At 71.5% G+C, this 17,790-nt stretch carries 16 protein-coding genes; 8 read left to right on the top strand and 8 right to left on the bottom strand.

Features of this window, described 5'->3' with window-relative positions; translation table 11 throughout:
* Nucleotides 1-436: 436 nt before the first annotated feature.
* The gene (locus tag ABZ370_RS32590; RefSeq protein ID WP_358628089.1) at nucleotides 437-1,360 is read right to left on the bottom strand and encodes an HAD-IB family hydrolase; all 924 of its coding nucleotides are present in this window, start codon (nucleotides 1,358-1,360) and stop codon (nucleotides 437-439) included.
* 149 nt (nucleotides 1,361-1,509) lie between these two features.
* A complete protein-coding gene (locus ABZ370_RS32585; protein ID WP_358628086.1) occupies nucleotides 1,510-1,788 on the bottom strand; it encodes a glutaredoxin family protein in 279 nt (92 codons plus the stop codon).
* Between the two features lie 348 nt (nucleotides 1,789-2,136).
* On the opposite strand from ABZ370_RS32585, the gene ABZ370_RS32580 reads away from it, so the two are divergent.
* The 6 genes from ABZ370_RS32580 (at nucleotide 2,137) to ABZ370_RS32555 (ending at nucleotide 8,660) form a co-directional block, all read left to right on the top strand.
* Complete coding sequence (locus ABZ370_RS32580; RefSeq protein ID WP_358628083.1) at nucleotides 2,137-2,985, top strand: redox-sensing transcriptional repressor Rex; 849 nt, start codon at nucleotides 2,137-2,139, stop codon at nucleotides 2,983-2,985.
* Nucleotides 2,982-4,484, top strand: coding sequence for a glutamyl-tRNA reductase (locus ABZ370_RS32575; RefSeq protein WP_358628080.1), 1,503 nt, complete (start codon nucleotides 2,982-2,984; stop codon nucleotides 4,482-4,484). Before ABZ370_RS32580 ends, ABZ370_RS32575 begins: the two co-directional genes overlap by 4 nt.
* A complete protein-coding gene (hemC, locus tag ABZ370_RS32570; RefSeq protein ID WP_358628077.1) occupies nucleotides 4,481-5,449 on the top strand; it encodes a hydroxymethylbilane synthase in 969 nt (322 codons plus the stop codon). The genes ABZ370_RS32575 and hemC overlap by 4 nt, the downstream gene beginning before the upstream one ends.
* On the top strand, nucleotides 5,446-7,110 hold the full coding sequence (locus tag ABZ370_RS32565) for a bifunctional uroporphyrinogen-III C-methyltransferase/uroporphyrinogen-III synthase (protein ID WP_358628074.1): 1,665 nt from the start codon (nucleotides 5,446-5,448) through the stop codon (nucleotides 7,108-7,110). Before hemC ends, ABZ370_RS32565 begins: the two co-directional genes overlap by 4 nt.
* A complete protein-coding gene (hemB, locus tag ABZ370_RS32560) occupies nucleotides 7,107-8,111 on the top strand; it encodes a porphobilinogen synthase (protein WP_358628071.1) in 1,005 nt (334 codons plus the stop codon). The genes ABZ370_RS32565 and hemB overlap by 4 nt, the downstream gene beginning before the upstream one ends.
* Before the next feature lie 177 nt (nucleotides 8,112-8,288).
* Nucleotides 8,289-8,660 carry an NUDIX domain-containing protein gene (locus tag ABZ370_RS32555; protein WP_358628144.1) on the top strand — a complete coding sequence of 124 codons (372 nt, stop codon included), beginning with the start codon at nucleotides 8,289-8,291 and terminating at the stop codon, nucleotides 8,658-8,660.
* Between the two features lie 11 nt (nucleotides 8,661-8,671).
* On the opposite strand, the gene ABZ370_RS32550 is transcribed toward ABZ370_RS32555, so the two are convergent.
* The 4 genes from ABZ370_RS32550 to ABZ370_RS32535 are packed head-to-tail and all read right to left on the bottom strand — an operon-like array spanning nucleotide 8,672 to nucleotide 12,163.
* The gene (locus ABZ370_RS32550; protein WP_358628068.1) at nucleotides 8,672-8,893 is read right to left on the bottom strand and encodes a hypothetical protein; all 222 of its coding nucleotides are present in this window, start codon (nucleotides 8,891-8,893) and stop codon (nucleotides 8,672-8,674) included.
* Nucleotides 8,894-8,907: 14 nt separating this feature from the next.
* Nucleotides 8,908-10,587 (bottom strand): sodium:solute symporter family protein, encoded by a 1,680-nt coding sequence (locus ABZ370_RS32545; protein WP_358628065.1) that lies wholly within the window; start codon nucleotides 10,585-10,587, stop codon nucleotides 8,908-8,910.
* Nucleotides 10,584-11,258 carry a nucleoside/nucleotide kinase family protein gene (locus ABZ370_RS32540; RefSeq protein WP_358628062.1) on the bottom strand — a complete coding sequence of 225 codons (675 nt, stop codon included), beginning with the start codon at nucleotides 11,256-11,258 and terminating at the stop codon, nucleotides 10,584-10,586. The genes ABZ370_RS32545 and ABZ370_RS32540 overlap by 4 nt, the downstream gene beginning before the upstream one ends.
* A 32-nt stretch (nucleotides 11,259-11,290) precedes the next feature.
* On the bottom strand, nucleotides 11,291-12,163 hold the full coding sequence (locus tag ABZ370_RS32535; protein WP_358628059.1) for a sugar phosphate isomerase/epimerase family protein: 873 nt from the start codon (nucleotides 12,161-12,163) through the stop codon (nucleotides 11,291-11,293).
* A 167-nt stretch (nucleotides 12,164-12,330) separates the two neighbouring features.
* Between ABZ370_RS32535 and ABZ370_RS32530 the strand changes: the two genes are divergently transcribed.
* Entirely contained in the window at nucleotides 12,331-13,530 is a 1,200-nt protein-coding gene (locus tag ABZ370_RS32530; protein WP_358628056.1) for an ROK family protein, read from the top strand.
* A 10-nt stretch (nucleotides 13,531-13,540) separates the two neighbouring features.
* On the opposite strand, the gene ABZ370_RS32525 is transcribed toward ABZ370_RS32530, so the two are convergent.
* Entirely contained in the window at nucleotides 13,541-14,143 is a 603-nt protein-coding gene (locus ABZ370_RS32525; protein ID WP_358628053.1) for a hypothetical protein, read from the bottom strand.
* 196 nt (nucleotides 14,144-14,339) lie between these two features.
* On the opposite strand from ABZ370_RS32525, the gene ABZ370_RS32520 reads away from it, so the two are divergent.
* Nucleotides 14,340-15,872: an alpha/beta hydrolase gene (locus ABZ370_RS32520; RefSeq protein WP_358628051.1), complete on the top strand. Its 1,533-nt coding sequence runs from the start codon at nucleotides 14,340-14,342 to the stop codon at nucleotides 15,870-15,872.
* 43 nt (nucleotides 15,873-15,915) lie between these two features.
* On the opposite strand, the gene argS is transcribed toward ABZ370_RS32520, so the two are convergent.
* On the bottom strand, nucleotides 15,916-17,703 hold the full coding sequence (gene argS / locus ABZ370_RS32515) for an arginine--tRNA ligase (protein WP_358628048.1): 1,788 nt from the start codon (nucleotides 17,701-17,703) through the stop codon (nucleotides 15,916-15,918).
* Nucleotides 17,704-17,790: the final 87 nt, after the last annotated feature.

Genomic DNA, 17,790 nt, shown 5'->3' with positions numbered 1-17,790 from the left:
TACCGGTTTGCGTCTAAGGAGAATAACGCTTCGTATAGGCGGCGCTACACCCAGTTGCTCAAATCATCGTTTCCGTCTGCTTCGTTATGGGTTGATGACTGATCAAGTATCGAATGCAGTATGGGAGTTGATCGAAAACGTTCGCTGCTTGTGCGCCGGTATGGCGTGTTGTGACAAACCGGCGGTAAGGGGACTGGCGGGGGCGCTATGGGGCAGCAAACGCGGATTGACTGAAACGGGACGGACGCGGTCGTCCGATGACCCTCCGCATCGCTGCCCAAGCCGTCACGCAGCGCGACGATCGGTCAAGGGCGGGCATGCCCGGTCACCCTCGTACGGCGACGGTCGGTCACGGTGCGAGGCCCGTCCGGCGGTTTCCGGGGGTGGTTTCCGGGGGTGGTTCCGGGAGTGGTTCGGGGAGGTTCCCGGGAGGGGCCTAGCGGCGTCGGCGGTGGAGCGCCACGGCGGCGGCCGTGCCGCCCGCCACCGCGCCCACGCCGGCCGCGGCCGGGATGCCGATGCGGGCCGCCTTGCGGCCGGTGCGGTAGTCGCGCAGCCGCCAGCCGCGCTCGCGGGCGTGTTTGCGCAGCCCGCCGTCGGGGTTCACGGCGTAGGGGTGGCCCACGATCGACAGCATCGGGATGTCGTTGGAGGAGTCGCTGTAGGCCGCGCAGCGGTTGAGGTCGAGCTTCTCGGCCGCGGCCAGGGCCCGTACGGCCTCCGCCTTTGCCGGGCCGTGCAGCGGTTCGCCGACCAGTTTGCCGGTGTAGACGCCGCCGACGGACTCGGCCACCGTCCCCAGGGCGCCGGTCAGCCCCAGCCGCCGGGCGATGATCGTCGCGGTTTCGACGGGGGCCGCGGTCACCAGCCACACCCGCTGCCCGGCGTCCAGGTGGGCCTGGGCGAGGGCCCGGGTGCCGGGCCAGATGCGGTCGGCCATGTACTCGTCGTAGATCTCCTCGCCGATCGACATCAGCTCGGCGACCCGGTGGCCCTTGACGATCGACAGCGCGCTGCTGCGCACGTCCTCCATATGGGCCGGGTCCTCGACTCCGGCCATCCGGAACCAGGTCTGCTGCCAGGCGAAGCGGGCCAGTTCACGTTTGCGGAAGAAGTGCCGCTTGTAGAGGCCGCGGCCGAAGTGGAAGAGCGCGGCGCCCTGCATGACCGTGTTGTCCAGGTCGAAGAAGGCGGCCGCCTGCTCGTCGCCGACCACCGGGAACTCCGGCTCGGCGGCGGTCTGCGGCAGCGGAGTCTCGGCCGACGACTTGCGCGCCGCCTCTGCCGAGGCCTCTCCGGCGAGGACGCTCCGCTCCGTGGCGGGCTGTCGACGTCGGGTGAACCATCCCAGTGCGACCATGGATCGAGCATAGCCATGCCCATGGCGCTCGCCGTTACGCGAGGGTGTCGGGCGGATTCAGGTTACGCGAAAGGGAGGCGGGCGAAGCCGGGGGAAGTCGGGAGAGGAGCCGGGTGAAGCCGGGGCGGGCGCCGGGCCGGTGGCCGCCGTCAGCCGCCGAGGGCGGCGCGCAGCCGCTTCGGGTCGACCCGCCAGAAGTCGTGCTGGGCGCCGTCGACCAGGACAACCGGAATCTGCTCCCAGTACTTCCGGTGGAGCTCCTCGTCCTGGGTGATGTCCTTCTTCTCCCAGGGGGTGCCCAGCTCGCCGCAGACCTTCTCGATCACGGCCTCGGCGTCCTCGCATAGGTGACAGTCGGGCTTGCCGATCAGCGTCACCGTGCGCTCGCTGGGCTTCTTGCGGGGGCTACGGCGCAACAGCGGACTCATGGCCCCATTGTGCGCTCCCGGGCGGGCGCTCCCGGCGAGTTCGGCGGCGGGGGCCGGGTCGGTTTACGATCGTGGGCGATTTGTTGCTGTCCGGGGGGTTGAAGCGGTGAGGAGTGAGGGCCCGTGCTCCCCTCGGTGACTCCGCGGTGTGTGCGCTTCCAGGGGGAACGGTGCGACGCTGGTGGTGGTTCCGTGGCCAGGTCGAAAGGGTGCGTGACACCGGTCACTTTGCTCGGACAAAGCGGACACCATCTTTGTGCACGCGTTCACAAAGACATAGCCTGGCCTCGATGGGGCGGCCTCACGCCATCCGGCCGCCCGCAGCCCCGCTCTACCCGCAGGAGCACCGTGGCAACTGGCCGAACTCACCGACCGGCGACCCGAAGCCGAGGAATCCCCGAGGCCACCGTCGCCCGGCTACCGCTGTATCTGCGTGCCCTGACCGCGCTCTCCGAGCGCTCGGTCCCCACGGTGTCCTCCGAGGAACTCGCGACCGCCGCCGGGGTCAATTCGGCCAAGCTGCGCAAGGATTTCTCGTACCTCGGCTCGTACGGCACCCGGGGTGTCGGCTACGACGTGGAGTACCTCGTCTACCAGATCTCGCGGGAGCTCGGCCTCACCCAGGACTGGCCGGTCGTGATCGTCGGTATCGGTAATCTCGGCGCCGCGCTCGCCAACTACGGCGGCTTCGCCTCCCGCGGCTTCCGGGTCGCCGCGCTGATAGACGCCGATCCGGCCATGGCCGGGAAGCCGGTCGCGGGCATCGCGGTGCAGCACACCGACGAGCTCGAGAAGATCATCGACGACAACGGGGTCTCGATCGGCGTCATCGCCACCCCGGCCGGTGCCGCCCAGCAGGTCTGCGACCGCCTCGTCGCGGCCGGGATCACCTCGATCCTCAACTTCGCGCCCACCGTGCTGTCCGTTCCGGAGGGCGTGGACGTCCGTAAGGTCGATCTCTCCATCGAGCTGCAGATCCTCGCCTTCCACGAGCAGCGCAAGGCGGGCGAGGAGGCCACCCCTCCCGAGCGGGAGACGGCCGGAACCGGTGAGCCGGGCGTCGCGACGACGCCCAAGCCCCACTCCGCCGCCTCGCACCGCGCGGCCGCCGGGGCGTCCGGCGGGTCCGGTGCGTCCGGTGGCGACGGCCCTCGGCAAGGACCTGACGGGGATGTGCCCGCCGTGATGCCGGCATGAGCCTCCTCGTCGTCGGAATGAGTCACCGCAGCGCGCCCGTGAGCGTGCTGGAGCGCGCCGCCCTGGTCGGGGACGAGCAGGCGAAGCTGCTGCAGGACACGCTCGCCGCCGATCCCGCCACCGAGGCCGCGGTGCTGGCCACCTGCAACCGGATCGAGCTGTACGCCGATGTGGACAAGTTCCACGCCGGAGTGGCCGAACTGTCCACCCTGATCGCCCAGCACACCGGTGTCGGCCTGGACGAGCTGACTCCGTATCTCTACGTCCACTACGAGGACCGGGCCGTCCACCACCTCTTCTCGGTGGCCTGCGGGCTGGACTCGATGGTCGTCGGCGAGGGCCAGGTCCTCGGCCAGATCAAGGACGCGCTCGCGCTCGGGCAGGAGCTGCACACCGCGGGCCGCCTGCTGAACGACCTCTTCCAGCAGGCGCTGCGGGTCGGCAAGCGGGCGCACAGCGAGACCGGGATCGACAAGGCCGGGCAGTCGCTGGTGACCTTCGGCCTGGAGCAGCTGGCCGGGGCGGAGCCCGTGGCGGACTGGGCGGCCGGGAAGCGCGCGCTGGTGATCGGCGCGGGCTCGATGTCCTCGCTGGCCGCGACGACTCTCGCGCGGGCCGGTGTGGCAGAACTGGTGATCGCCAACAGGACGTTGGAGCGGGCGCTGCGGCTCGCCGAGTCCCTCGCGGGCCACCACGCCGGGCTGGGTGCCGACGTCGCCGTCGCGGACCTCGCGGCCGACACCGCACGGGAGGCCGCTCCGGGTGAGCGGCCCGGTCTGATCGCCCGTGCCGTGCCGCGCGAGCGGGTGGCGAACGAGCTGCCGCACGCCGACATCGTCGTCTCCTGTACCGGCGCGACCGGTCTGGTGCTGACCGCCGACGATCTGCAGACCGCCCTCACCCAGCGGGCGGGCTGTCCCACCGCCGGGCACAGCGCCACCGTCTCGCTGCTGGATCTGGCGATGCCGCGCGACATAGACGCGGCGGCGCACCGGATCGAGGGGCTGCGGCTGGTCGACATCGAGTCCCTCGCCGAGGCGGCCGCCACCCCCGCCGACGACTCGGGCGCCTCCGCGGTCGCGCTGGCCGCCGATGTCGACAAGGTCCGCGGAATCGTCTCCGCCGAGGTGTCCGCCTTCGGGGCGGCCCAGCGCGCCGCGCACATCACGCCGACCGTGGTCGCGCTGCGTACCATGGCGGCAGATGTCGTCGCGAGTGAGATCGCCCGGCTCGACGGACGCCTGCCCGATCTGGACGACAAGCAGCGCTCGGAGATCACCCAGACCGTGCGCCGGGTCGTCGACAAGCTGCTGCACGCGCCCACCGTGCGGGTCAAGGAGCTGGCGAGCACTCCGGGCGGCGCGGGATACGCGGACGCGCTGCGCGAGCTCTTCGACCTCGACCCCCAGGCGGTTGCCGCCGTCAGCCGGGCCGACACCCGCGGCTCGGGCCCGGCGGCCGCCGCCGAACCGAACGACCCGAAGGGAGGCCGGGCATGACCACCGCCCCCGCCACCCCGCTGCGGCTGGGGACCCGCCGCAGCGCGCTCGCCATGGCCCAGTCCGGCCTGATAGCCGACGCGGTGCGCGAGCTGACCGGACGACCCGTCGAACTCGTCGAGATCACGACGTACGGGGACGTCTCGCGCGAGCAGCTCGCGCAGATCGGCGGCACCGGCGTCTTCGTCTCGGCGCTGCGCGAGGCGCTGCTGGGCGGCGAGATCGACTTCGCGGTCCACTCGCTGAAGGACCTGCCGACCGCCGAGCCGGAGGGCCTCACGCTGGCCGCGATCCCGCGCCGCGAGGACCCGCGCGACGCGCTCATCGCGCGCGACGGCCGCACCTTCGAACAGCTGCCGCCCGGCGCCCGGATAGGCACCGGATCGCCGCGCCGTGCCGCGCAGCTCAACGCGTGGGCGCGTGCGTTCGGACTCGATGTCGAGACGGTGCCGATACGCGGCAACGTCGGCACCCGGATCGGCTACGTCCGCTCCGGTGAACTGGACGCCGTGGTGCTCGCCGCCGCCGGACTGAGCCGCCTCGGGCGGATCGGCGAGGCGACCGAGCTCCTCGACGCCGACCATGTTTTGCCCGCCCCCGGCCAGGGGGCTCTGGCAGTCGAATGTGCCGCGGCCGACGCGGAGCTGGCTGCCCTGCTCGCCGGACTCGACGACCCGCACACGCGGGCCGCCGTGACCGCCGAGCGTTCCCTGCTCGCCGCCCTGGAGGCCGGCTGCAGCGCACCTGTGGGGGCGCTGGCCGACCTGTTGGGCGACGGTCAGGTTGTCACCGAAATGCGCCTGCGCGGCGTCGTCGGCACGACCGACGGCTCGACGCTGGTGCAGCTGTCCACCACCGGTCCCGTACCCGCGTCGCCCGATCAGGCCGCGGACCTCGGTCGCGAACTCGCCGCCGAGATGCTCGCCAAGGGTGCGGCCGGTCTTATGGGGGAGCGAGCACTTTGAACCCCAATGCCCCTAACCACCCCGGCTGCGGGCACGTCACCTTCCTCGGTGCGGGCCCAGGAGATCCGGGCCTACTGACGCTGCGTGCCGTGGAGGCACTCGCGTCCGCGGATGTGCTGATCGCCGACCCGCATGTGCTCGACGTGGTGCGTACGCACGTCAGGCCGGGCGTGGCCGCGGAAGCTCAGGGCACGCCAGGGCAAGCGGGCCCTGATGCGCCGTCAGGCACCGCGGGGGTCCCGGTACTCCGGGACAGCACCAATCTTGTCATGGCGGCCGCGCGCGGCGGCAAGCGGGTCGTCCGCGCGGTAGCGGGCGACCCTGGCCTGGACGGATACGCCGCCGACGAGATGCTGGCGTGCGCCGCCGAGGGCATCGTCTTCGAGGTGGTCCCCGGTGTCGCGTCCGTGGTGGGCGTGCCCGCCTACGCGGGTGTGCCGCTGCGGGACTCCCAGGGCGCCGATGTGCGCTTCGTGGACGCCCGCAGCGCCGACGAGCGCTGCTGGAGCGAGGTCGGCTCGTCCGACGCGACGGCCGTCGTCTCCGCCACTCTGGAGACGGTCGCGGCCGCCGCGGGCGAGCTGGTGTCCGCGGGCCGCAAGCCGGACACCCCGCTGACGGTCACCGTCGCCGGTACCACCACCCGCCAGCGCACCTGGACGGCGACGCTCGGCACCATCGCGCAGGTGCTGAAGTCCGCGAAGGTGCTGCCGTCGCCGCAGGGCTCGCAGCCCGTGATAGCGGTCGTCGGCGAGAGCGGCGCGGCCGAGCGGCGCGACCAGCTGTCCTGGTTCGAGTCCAAGCCGCTGTTCGGCTGGAAGGTCCTGGTGCCGCGCACCAAGGAGCAGGCCGTCTCGCTCTCGGACCAGCTGCGTTCGTACGGCGCGGTGCCCAGCGAGGTGCCGACGATCGCCGTCGAGCCGCCGCGCACCCCGCAGCAGATGGAACGCGCGGTCAAGGGCCTGGTCACCGGGCGCTACGAGTGGATCGCCTTCACCTCGGTCAACGCGGTCAAGGCGGTGCGCGAGAAGTTCGAGGAGTACGGGCTCGACGCCCGCGCGTTCGCCGGGATCAAGGTCGCGGCGGTCGGCGAGCAGACCGCCAGGTCGCTGATCGAATTCGGTGTGAAGCCGGATCTGGTGCCCAGCGGTGAGCAGTCCGCGGCCGGGCTGCTGGACGACTGGCCGCCGTACGACCCGGTCTTCGACCCGATCGACCGCGTCTTCCTGCCGCGTGCCGACATCGCCACCGAGACCCTGGTCGCCGGGCTGATCGAGCTGGGCTGGGAGGTCGACGACGTCACCGCGTACCGCACCGTGCGCGCCTCGCCGCCGCCCGCCGAGACCCGTGAGGCGATCAAGGGCGGCGGGTTCGACGCGGTGCTCTTCACCTCGTCGTCCACCGTGCGGAACCTCGTCGGCATCGCGGGCAAGCCGCACAATGTCACTGTCATCGCCTGTATCGGCCCGGCCACCGCGAAGACCGCGGAGGAGCACGGCCTGCGGGTGGACGTGCTGTCGCCCGAGCCCTCGGTGCTCAAGCTGGCCGAGGCGCTTGCGGACTTCGGCGCGGCGCGGCGTCAGGCCGCGGTCGAGGCCGGGGACCCGGTCACGCGCCCGAGCGAGCGACGGCCCGGATCGCGAAGGAGGGCACGCTCTTGAGCACGCGGTACGGCAACTTTCCCGGGGCCCGTCCCCGACGGCTGCGCACGACACCGGCGATGCGGCGCATGGTCGCCGAGACCCGGCTGCACCCGGCCGAGCTGATCCTCCCCGCGTTCGTACGGGAGGACATCGGCGAGCCGGTGCGGCTGCGGTCGATGCCGGGCGTCCTCCAGCACACCCGGGACTCCCTGCGGAAGGCCGCGGCCGAGGCGGTCGCGGCGGGCGTCGGCGGGATCATGCTGTTCGGGGTGCCGGAGGAGTCCAGGAAGGACGCGATCGGCACCCCCGGCACCGACCCGGACGGCATCCTGCAGCACGCCATCCGCGACGTGCGCGCCGAGGTCGGCGACGACCTCGTGATCATGTCCGACCTGTGCCTGGACGAGCACACCGACCACGGCCACTGCGGTGTCCTGGACGCCGACGGCCGGATCGACAACGACGCCACCCTGGAGCGCTACGCCGAGATGGCCCGCGTCCAGGCCGACGCGGGCGCCCACACGGTCGGCCCGAGCGGCATGATGGACGGCCAGGTCGCCGTCATCCGCCGGGCCCTGGACGGCGCCGGGCACCAGGACGTGTCGATCCTCGCCTACACCGTCAAGTACGCCTCCGCCTTCTTCGGCCCGTTCCGCGAGGCGGTCGGCTCGTCCCTCCAGGGCGACCGCAAGACGTACCAGCAGGACCCGCCCAACGCCCGCGAGTCCCTGCGCGAGCTGGAACTGGACCTGTCCGAGGGCGCCGACATGGTCATGGTCAAACCGGCCCTCCCGTACCTGGACATCCTGCGCCAGATCGCGGACGCGTCGGACGTCCCGGTGGCCGCGTACCAGATCTCCGGCGAGTACGCGATGATCGAGGCGGCCGCCGCGAACGGCTGGATCGACCGCGACCGCGCCATCATGGAATCCCTGACCTCGATCCGCCGCGCGGGCGCCGGGATGATCCTCACCTACTGGGCAACCGAGGTCGCCCAGTGCCTCAACCGCGGCGAGTAGTTCTTCTCCCACGCCGCCAGCCGGGCCGGAAGCGCACCCCGCGCCTCCGGCCCGGCTGCGTTTCGTCGGACGCCGGTGGCCTCCGCCGCTACGGTGGGGGTCACCGTTGCGAGCGCGTCGTCGGGGAGGACGGTTGTGACAGAGGCTCCGCCTAGGAAGAACCCCGGGTGCTTGGCCGTGATCCTCACCGGCCGCCGGGAAATCATCCTGCAACTCCGGGACGAGAAGCCCGGGATCGGCTGGCCAGGGCACTGGTCTCTGCTCGGAGGCGGACAGGAGCCGGGTGAGGCTCCGATCGACACCATCCTCCGCGAAATCAAGGAGGAGGCCGGCATCACGCCGGACACGATCGGGGAGGCCGAGGTGACCCCGTACGACCCCCTCAAGGCCCCGCCGCACGTGTTCCTGGGCACCTGGGACGGTGAGGAGAGCGAACTCGTCCTCGGTGAAGGCCAAGCGCTACGGCTGGCCCCTCTGGCCGAGCTGCCCGAGAAGATGCCGCCTCACATCCGGCACTACATCCTCCAGCTCACCGAGGCCGGTTCCTGAAGCTCCGGGCCTCATTCCCCGTCGCGGCGCTGCGGGGTGAGCTTTGCCCAGAGGCCGAAGGCGGTGGCCACGGCCAGGAGGCCGAGGCCTATCCAGAGGTTGATGCGGATGCCGTCGGCCTTGGCCAGTTCGGCGGGGCCGTCCGTCACGCCCAGCACGGTCAGCACCGTGCCGTACAGGCCGAGGAGGGCGGCGATGAGCCAGCGGATGTCGAAGGTCTTTCCCGGGGGCATGGGGTTCTCTCCGTTCATACGGCGATGACCAGCCAGACGCTCAGGGCCGCCGTCAGGGCCAGGATGATGCCGCCGAGGATCGGTGGGGACTTCCACCAGGGCTGGCGTAGGGACGCCTCGTGGGCGTCGGGGGAGTCGGGGTCGGGGAGGCCCCATACCAGGCCGCGGAGTTCGGACTCCGGCTTCGGCTGGGTGACGAAGGTGACCGCGACCGTGACGACGGCGTCGACGGCGAAGGCGAAGAGGGCGCCGTAGAAGTTGGCCATCTGGGCGTTGATGGTGTCGTGCGGGCCGACTTCGCCGCCGGGGTAGAACCAGCCGATGTGGTAGGCGGAGAGGTGGGCGACGGCGGCGGCCGTGGTGCCGGAGAGCATGCCCCAGAAGCCCGCCCACGGGGTGACCCGTTTCCAGAACATGGCCAGCAGGAAGGTCGCGAAGAGGGGGGAGTTGAAGAAGGAGAAGAGGAGCTGGATGTAGTTCTGGATGTTGTTGTACTCGGAGGCGAGGAAGGCCGCCGCGACGCTCACCGCGATGCCCGCGACGGTGGCGTAGCGCCCGGCCGTGAGGTAGTAGCGGTCGTCGCGGCCGCGCACCACGTAGGGCTTCCAGATGTCGTAGGTGAAGACGGTGTTGAAGCCGGAGATGTTGGCGGCCATGCCCGCCATGAAGGCGGCGAGCAGGCCGGTGAGCGCGATGCCGAGGACTCCGGTCGGCAGGAAGCGCTGCATCATCTCGGGGATGACGTCGTTGTACGTGGGGCCGCCGGGCTGGCCCAGTTTGGGGATGATGACCAGGGCGATCATGCCGGGGACCACGGTGAACAGCGGCAGCGCCATCTTGGGGAAGGCGGCGATCAGCGGGGTGCGGCGGGCGGCGTTGAGGTCCTTGGCGGCGAGCGAGCGCTGCACCTCGGCGAAGTTGGTCGTCCAGTAGCCGAAGGCGAGGACGAAGCCCTCGCCCATGGCGAGGCCGATCCAGTCGCCGAGCGGGTTGGTCCAGTGGCCGGGGGTGGTGCCCTGCCAGGTGTGCAGCAGGGCGGGGTCCTGGACGGCGTCCTTGAGGCCGCCGAAGCCGCCGACGGCGTGCAGTCCGATGACGACGATGGGGATCAGTCCGGCGAGGATGACGAAGAACTGGAGCACCTCGCCGTAGATCGCGCCCGCGAGCCCGCCCAGGGTGATGTACGCGAGGACGAAGACGGCCGACAGCACGATGGACAGCCACAGCGGCCAGCCGATCAGCAGCTTGACGATCAGCGCGAGGGCGAAGAGGTTGACGCCCGCGAGCAGCATCTGCGCGACCGCGAAGACGACGCTGTTGAGCAGATGGGTCTGGTTGTTGAAGCGGCGGCGCAGGTATTCGGAGACGCTGTGCACCCGCGTCGAGTAGTAGAACGGCATCATCACGACGCCGAGGAAGACCATCGCGGGGATCGCGCCGAGCCAGTAGAAGTGCACCGCGGCGGCCCCGTACTGGGCGCCGTTGGCCGCGCCGCCGATGATCTCCAGAGCGCCGAGGTTGGCGGATATGAAGGCGAGGCCGGTGATCCAGGCGGGCATGGAACGCCCGGCGAGGAAGAAGTCGCCGGTGGTGCGGACGGCGCGCTTGGTGTAGAGGCCGATGGCGATGATCGCGCCGAAGTAGACGGCGAGCAGGAACCAGTCGACGGCCCCGAGGTTCAGGGTGCCGGTCATGTCCGTGTCTCTCCTGGGCCGGTCTCTTCCGGGTCGGTCTCTCCTGGGGCGCTGGTGAGGCCGACGACGAGGTCGGCGGCCTCGCGGCCCGGGGCGACGCGGCGGGCGTTGGCCTCGTCCGTGGTGAGGACCCAGCGTTCGGCCTCGGCGGGCTCCTTGCCGAAGCGCTCGTGGCGGTCGATCAGCCGCCGTACCCGCTCCTCGGTGTCCAGCTCGACCCACCAGGTCTCGTCCAGCAGTGCGCGGACCGGGCGCCAGGGGGCGTCGTCCAGCAGCAGATAGTTCCCCTCGGTGATGACGAGGGGGACCTCGGGCGGCACGGGGAGGGAGCCCGCGATGGGCTGCTCCAGCTCGCGTTCGAAGCCCGGCGCGTACACCGTCTCGCCGGGGCGCGGCTCCTTGAGGCGCCGCAGCAGGGCGGTGTAGCCGTACGGGTCGAACGTCTCCGGGGCGCCCTTGCGGCCCAGCAGGCCGAGGCGGCGCAGCTCGGTGTCGGCGAGGTGGAAGCCGTCCATCGGGACCAGGACCGCGCGTTCGGGGCCGAGCGCGCCGACCAGGTACTCGGCGAGGGTGGTCTTGCCCGCCCCGGGCGGTCCGGCGATGCCGAGCAGCCGACGGCGGCCGGAGGCGGCCAGGCGTTGGGCGCGCTCCAGGAGTTGCTGGGGAGTCATGGCGGATGCTTTCCGTGCTATGGAGTCCGGGTTCAGGCCGCGGTGTGGGCGTGCGCGGCCTTGATCTGGGCGGCGATGTACGAGCGGGCGTGCGCGGCGAGGTCCGGGCCGTCGGACCACAGGTTCCGCCAGACGGCGAGGTCGTGGGAGAGGCCGGGGGCGACGACGGCGGAGGAGAAGCTCTCGAAGGTGACCGGGCCCTGGTAGCCGATGTCGGCGAGGGCGTGGAAGAACGCGGGGAAGTCGATGGTGCCGGAGCCGAGGTAGCCGCGGTGGGACTCGCCGATGTGGACGTAGCCGAGGCGGTCGCCGCAGGCGCGGACCGGGCGGGCGAAGTCCTGCTCCTCGATGTTCATGTGGTACGTGTCCAGGTGGACCAGGACGTTGGCGGCGCCGATCTCGTCGATCAGGTCCAGGCACTGGCGGGCGGTGTTGACGACGTTGGTCTCGTACCGGTTGACCACCTCCAGGCCGAGCGTCACCCCGAGGCCGTCCGCCTCGGCGGCCAGCCGTCGCAGCGCCCGGACGGCGTGCTCGCGGCCGCGGGCGGTGGCGGGGCGGCCGTACTTGCCCAGCGCGCTGTAGAGCACCCCGCCGAAGTAGTCGCCGCCGAGGTCGTGGGTGATGCGCAGGGCCTGGCGCAGCAGCGCCTCGCCGCGGGCGGCGGTCTCCGGGTCGTCGGAGGAGACGTCGGAGTCGAAGGAGAGGCCGCGGGAGCAGGCCACCCGCAGGCCGTGTCCGGCGAGGACCTCGCGGGTGTCCTTCACGTCCACCAGCTCCGGGTCGTGGAGCGAGATCTCGACCAGGTCGTATCCGGCCTCGCGGCTGCGGGCCGCGGCGGTCCGGGCGCCCTCGGGCGTCCAGTCGCCGGTCCAGACCAGTGCGTGCACTCCGAGGTCGTTCATCGGGGTCCCTCCGCGTCGCTGTGTGCTTGATGCCTGCCTGATGCTACGCATCTTTTGCGTGAGGGCAATACATAAGTGTGCTTGGGTTCGGTCGTAAAGGGCGGTACGGTGTGGGCGATACCGAACACAGCGTGAACATGAACCGGGAACACGGAGGACAGGGCTCAGTGGCGGAGGCGGTCTCGGCAGGTCAGGCGCATCCGACGGGCCCAGGGGCGGTGCTGGCGCTCATCCGCGGCGGCCGGGCCACCACCCGTGCCCAGCTCATGGCCGCGACCGGTCTCTCCCGCTCCACCATGGCCACCCGGCTGGAGGCGCTGGGCGAGGCCGGGTATCTGGAGGTGTCCGGCGCGGCCGACTCCACCGGCGGCCGCCCCGCGGGCTCCTTCCGGCTGCGCCGCGACGCCGGAGTGCTGCTCGTCGCGGACATCGGCGGCAGCCATGTGCACACCGCGCTCGCCGACATGGCCTGCGAGATCCTCGTATCGCACCGCCGCGACCTGAATGTGGGCGAAGGCCCGGACGTGGTCCTCGGGCAGGTCGCCGCCGACTTCCAGCGGCTGCTCAGGGACGCGGACGAGCCCGCCGACCGGGTGCGCGGCATCGGCATCGGCGTGCCAGGACCGGTGGAGGCCGGTACCGGACGCGTCGTCAGCCCGCCCATCATGACCGGCTGGGACGGCTACACCGTGCCGGACTTCTTCCGCGGCGGGTACGACTGTCCGGTCCTCGCCGACAAGGACACCAACCTGATGGCGCTCGGCGAACACCGCGTCAACTGGCCCGACCGCCGCCATCTGCTCTTCGTCAAGGCGGGCACCGGCATCGGCTCCGGCCTCGTGCTCGGCGGCGCGCTCCACCACGGTTCCCAGGGCGCCGCGGGCGACATCGGCCACATCCCCGCCCCCGGTCTGGACGAGACCTCCCCCGGCGCCCCCGTGTGCCGCTGCGGCAACTCCGGCTGTCTGGAGGCCCTGGCGGGCGGCTGGGCCCTGGTCCGCGATCTGACCGCCGCCGGGCATGAGGTCGCCACCACCGACGACGTCGTGGCCCTCGTCCGCTCCGGCAACGGCGACGCCGTACGGCTGCTGCGGCAGGCCGGGCGTCTGCTGGGCCAGGGCGTGGCCGACGCGGTCAGCCTCCTGAACCCGTCGATCCTGGTCATCGGCGGTGGGCTCGCCCATGCCCAGGAACACCTGATCGCGGGCATCCGGGAGGTCACCTACCGCCGGTCCCTGCCGCTGGCCACCCGCGATCTGCGCGTCGTGCTGTCCCCGCTGGCCACCCGCGCGGGCGTCACCGGCGCGGCCCATATGGCGGCCGACGCGCTCTTCGATCCGGCGGCCATCGACGCGCGGTTGCGGTGACTTAAGGGGCTCAGCGGGCGGCGGTCCAGGAGTGGGCGACGTCCACGATCACATGGCCGTCCGACTGGAAGACCCGGAACGGCAGCCGGGCCCGGACCCCGAGGCCGATCTGGGTGTCGCCCTCGAAGCTGGCGCCGTAGCGGGTATCCCGGAAGGTCTTGTAGCCGTTGACGTTCACGCCCGGCAGCTGCTGCCTGGCCTTGCCCGGGTACGTCGACGTGCCCGTCTCGTAGTCGTAGCTGGGCGCGCCCACCCGGATCTCCAGGATCGCCCCGCCGTTCACCGGGATCAGGTCCCCGGAGCCGTCCTGGTGCAGCACGTCGACGTACCGCGCGTCGAACCGCACCTCATCGGCAGCGGTGGCGCCCTTCACGTCGAAGACCATGCGGTCGAAGCACTCGTGCTGCCCGGTCCTGATGTTCTCCAGCGGCTTGTGGCTGCCCGAGGGCGCCGTCTTCTCGCCGCTGCCCCAGCCGGTCGCGCACGCCGCAGCCGTGCCCGCCGCGGCCGTGCCCGCACCGCTGGCCTGCGCCGCTTCCGCTGTTCCGGCCGTCACCGCCAGTCCGGCGCCTGCCAGCACGATTGCCGCGAGCGGGGTTCCCCACCGTCGCATGTCCTCACCCCAGTGTCTCGATTGACGGATGATGCATGAGGTTTGACGGGCCGTGGGGTCCGGAGGTTGTCTTCAATCGGAGAATCTGTCGTAAAAGGTACGGTCGGGGTGATCACCTACGGGTGGGGGTACCCTCAGCGCCCACCGGCCGGGTGACCGGATGGGCACGCCTGTCCGGCTCGGACAGGCTCGTCCCATGCCACTGATGACCGGCAAGACCGCCGCGCTGGCCCTCGCCCTCGCCGCCACCGCCTCCGTCCTGGCCACCGTCTCCTCCGCCGACGCGGCCGGGGGGAAGACCGCCGCGCCACCCCTCACTTGGGGGACGTGCGACGGCGAAGGCCACGACGCCCGCCAGGAATGCGCCACGCTGGACGTCCCCCTGAACTACCGCGACCCGGACGGGAAGCGGATCACGCTCGCGGTCTCCCGCATCCGCAGTGAGCGGCCGGACACCCGCCGCGGCACCCTGCTGCTGGTCCCCGGCGGCCCCGGAGAGCCCGGCCTGAACCGGCCGTCCACCGTCGGCGAGCGGCTTCCCCAGTCGGTGCGGGACGCGTACGACCTCGTCAGCTTCGACCCGCGCGGCATGGGGAGGTCCACGCCCGCGAGCTGCGATCTGGCGGCCGGGGACCGGTCCCTGCCGAAAACCCGCCCCTGGCCCGCGGCCGACGGCGGCATCACGGAGAACGTCACCACCGCCCGCCGTATCGCCGACACCTGCGCCCGCAACGGCGGCGACCTGCTGCCCACCCTCAGCACCGTCAACGAGGCGCGCGACATCGACAGCATCCGCCGGGCGCTCGGCGAGCGGAAACTGTCGGCCTGGGGGCGCTCGTACGGGACGTACGTGAGTTCCGTCTACGCGCAGCTGTACCCGGAGCACACCGACCGCTGGGTGCTGGACAGCAACGACGACCCGGACCCGACGCGGGTGGGGCGCGGCTGGCTGGCCAACTTCGCGGTCGGCACCGAGGACACCTTCCCCGCCTTCGCGACATGGGCTTCCCGGCCCGGCAGTCCGGTCCGCCTCGCCGACACCCCGGCCGGGGTGCGCCGCCGCGTCCTGGACCTGGCCGCCCGGCTGGACGCCGAGCCGCTGCGCTGGGACGGCGCCAACCCGCCCGAGCTGAACGGCAATGTGCTCCGCCAGAGCGTCCTGACCGCCATGTACTCCCGGAGCCAGTTCGAGGGCCTGGCCCGGCTCGTCCGGGACGCGGAACAGGGCAAGGTGCCCGGCGCGGTGCCGCCGGATCTGCCGCAGGACACCGCGGCCGTGTCCTTCTCGACCCTCTGCAACGACGTGGACTGGCCGACCTCGATCCCGGCCCACGCCCGCGACGTGGCCGCCGGCCGCGCCTCCCACCCGCTGACCGCGGGCATGCCGGTGAACATCACGCCGTGTTCCTTCTGGCGCTACGAGCCCCGGGACAAGCCGGTCCGTATCACCGACCAGGGCCCGTCCAACGTCCTGATGGTGCAGAACCGCTACGACCCCGCCACCCCGTACAGCGGGGCGCTGAACCTGCGCCGCGCCCTCGGCGACCGGGCGCGGATGGTCACCGTCGACACCACGGGCCACGGCGCGGCCTACGTCCCCGCCCCTTACGGCAGCGCCTGCGCGGACCGTGCGGTGACGGACTACCTGGTCGGCGGCGTGCGACCGGCGCGCGATGTGGCCTGCGCGCCGGACTCCCGGGAGACGGGCTCCCAGGGGACCGGCTCTTAGCGGACCGGCTCCCGGGAGGCGGGCTCCCGGGAGCGGTGAGCGCTCAGAGGCGCTCGGGCGTCCGGATGCCCAGCAGGGACATCCCCTGGCGCAGGGTGCGGCCGGTCAACTCGCACAGGAAGAGCCGGTTCGCGACCTCGGCCGGGCCACCGTCCGCCTTCAGGACCGGGCACTGGTCGTAGAAGGTCGTGAAGAACGAGGCCAGCTGGTAGAGGTACCCGGCCAGCTTGTGCGGCTCGTACGACGAGGACACCTCGGCCAGGATCTCCGCGAACTGGTCCAGGTGCAGGCCCAGCGCCCGCTCGGCGGGGGCCAGCACCAGCTCCGGGCGCGCGGCCGGGTTCTGCGTCTCGTCGGCGCGGCGCAGGATCGACTGGATGCGGGCGTACGCGTACTGGAGGTAGACCGAGGTGTCGCCGTTGAGCGAGACCATCTGGTCCAGGTCGAACTTGTAGTCGCGGGAGGCGGAGGTGGACAGATCGGCGTACTTCACCGCGCCGATGCCCACCTGGCCGCCGCGCTCCAGGATCTCCTGCTCCGTGAGGCCGAGCTTCTCGCTCTTCTCCCGGACGACGGCCGCGGCCCGCTCGGTCGCCTCGTCCAGCAGGTCCTCCAGCCGGACCGTCTCGCCCTCGCGGGTCTTGAACGGCTTGCCGTCCTTGCCGAGGACCGTGCCGAAGGCGAGCTGGACGGCGTGCGTCTTCTCGTTCAGCCAGCCGATCCGGCGGGCGGTCTCGAAGACCATCTTGAAGTGCAGCGCCTGCCGGGCGTCCACCACATACAGCAGGGTGTCGGCCTGGAGGTTCTGTACCCGGTCGCGGATCGCGGACAGGTCCGTGGCGGCGTAGCCGAAGCCGCCGTCGGACTTCTGGACGATCAGCGGCACCGGATTGCCGTCCGGGCCCTTGACGTCGTCGAAGAAGACGCACAGCGCGCCCTCGGAGCGGACGGCGACGCCGGACTCCTCCAGCAGACGGCAGGTCTCGGCCAGCATGTCGTTGTAACCGGACTCGCCGACCACATCGGGGTCATGGACCTCGATGTCGAGCTTGTCGAAGACCGAGTAGAAGTAGATCTTCGACTCGTCCACGAACTTCCGCCACAGGGCGATCGTCTCCTCGTCCCCGGCCTGCAGGTCCACCACCCGCCGCCGGGACCGCTCCTTGAACTCCTGGTCGGCGTCGAAGAGCGCGCGCGCCGCCTTGTAGAGCCGGTTCAGATTGGACATCGCCTCTTCGCCGGAGGCGGCGTCCCGGTGGTCCAGCTCGTGGGGATGCTCGATCAGGTACTGGATGAGCATGCCGAACTGGGTGCCCCAGTCGCCGATGTGATGGCGCCGGACCACCTTCTCGCCGGTGAACTCCAGGATCTTGACCATCGCGTCGCCGATGACCGCCGAGCGCAGATGGCCGACGTGCATCTCCTTCGCCACGTTCGGCTGGGCGTAGTCGATCACGGTCGTGCCCGCGTCCGCCGCGAAGGGGATGCCGAGCCGGTCGTCGGCGGCGCGCGCGGCGAGGGTCGCGGTGATGGCGGAGTCCGCGACAGTGATGTTGAGGAAGCCGGGGCCGGAGACCTCGATGTCGGCGATCACCGGGTCGGGGTCGGCGGAGTGCGGCGCGACCGGAAGGCGCTCCACGACCTGCGCCGCCAGCTCGCGCGGATTCCCCTTCAGCCGCTTCGCCAGCGCCAGCATCCCGTTGGCCTGGAAGTCGGCCCGGTCGCTTCGTCGCAGCAGCGGGTCCGCGGAACCGGCCTCCGGCAGGGCAGCCGAGAGAGCGTTCGCGATGCGCTGGTGGACCGAAGCGGCAAGGGAGGGGACCGAGGCCATGGGTGAGGTGCCGTTCCTATAGAGGGCTGGGTTACCAATCTGGCCACCTCAGTATTTCATGGCCCGTCCAACCCTTTCTCCGCGCTG

This window comes from Streptomyces sp. NPDC005962 (genome assembly GCF_040629205.1).
Classification (GTDB): Bacteria; Actinomycetota; Actinomycetes; order Streptomycetales; family Streptomycetaceae; genus Streptomyces.
The sequence above is the reverse complement of the archived record's forward strand: the minus strand, read 5'-3'. Positions and strand labels throughout refer to the sequence as shown.

Coding starts and splice junctions, on each gene's coding strand:
- ABZ370_RS32590 (WP_358628089.1), bottom strand. CDS start 1,360: ATGGTCGCACTGGGATGGTTCACCCGACGTCGACAGCCCGCCACGGAG.
- ABZ370_RS32585 (WP_358628086.1), bottom strand. CDS start 1,788: ATGAGTCCGCTGTTGCGCCGTAGCCCCCGCAAGAAGCCCAGCGAGCGC.
- ABZ370_RS32575 (WP_358628080.1), top strand. CDS start 2,982: ATGAGCCTCCTCGTCGTCGGAATGAGTCACCGCAGCGCGCCCGTGAGC.
- hemC (WP_358628077.1), top strand. CDS start 4,481: ATGACCACCGCCCCCGCCACCCCGCTGCGGCTGGGGACCCGCCGCAGC.
- ABZ370_RS32550 (WP_358628068.1), bottom strand. CDS start 8,893: ATGCCCCCGGGAAAGACCTTCGACATCCGCTGGCTCATCGCCGCCCTC.
- ABZ370_RS32545 (WP_358628065.1), bottom strand. CDS start 10,587: ATGACCGGCACCCTGAACCTCGGGGCCGTCGACTGGTTCCTGCTCGCC.
- ABZ370_RS32540 (WP_358628062.1), bottom strand. CDS start 11,258: ATGACTCCCCAGCAACTCCTGGAGCGCGCCCAACGCCTGGCCGCCTCC.
- ABZ370_RS32535 (WP_358628059.1), bottom strand. CDS start 12,163: ATGAACGACCTCGGAGTGCACGCACTGGTCTGGACCGGCGACTGGACG.
- ABZ370_RS32525 (WP_358628053.1), bottom strand. CDS start 14,143: ATGCGACGGTGGGGAACCCCGCTCGCGGCAATCGTGCTGGCAGGCGCC.
- ABZ370_RS32520 (WP_358628051.1), top strand. CDS start 14,340: ATGCCACTGATGACCGGCAAGACCGCCGCGCTGGCCCTCGCCCTCGCC.
- argS (WP_358628048.1), bottom strand. CDS start 17,703: ATGGCCTCGGTCCCCTCCCTTGCCGCTTCGGTCCACCAGCGCATCGCG.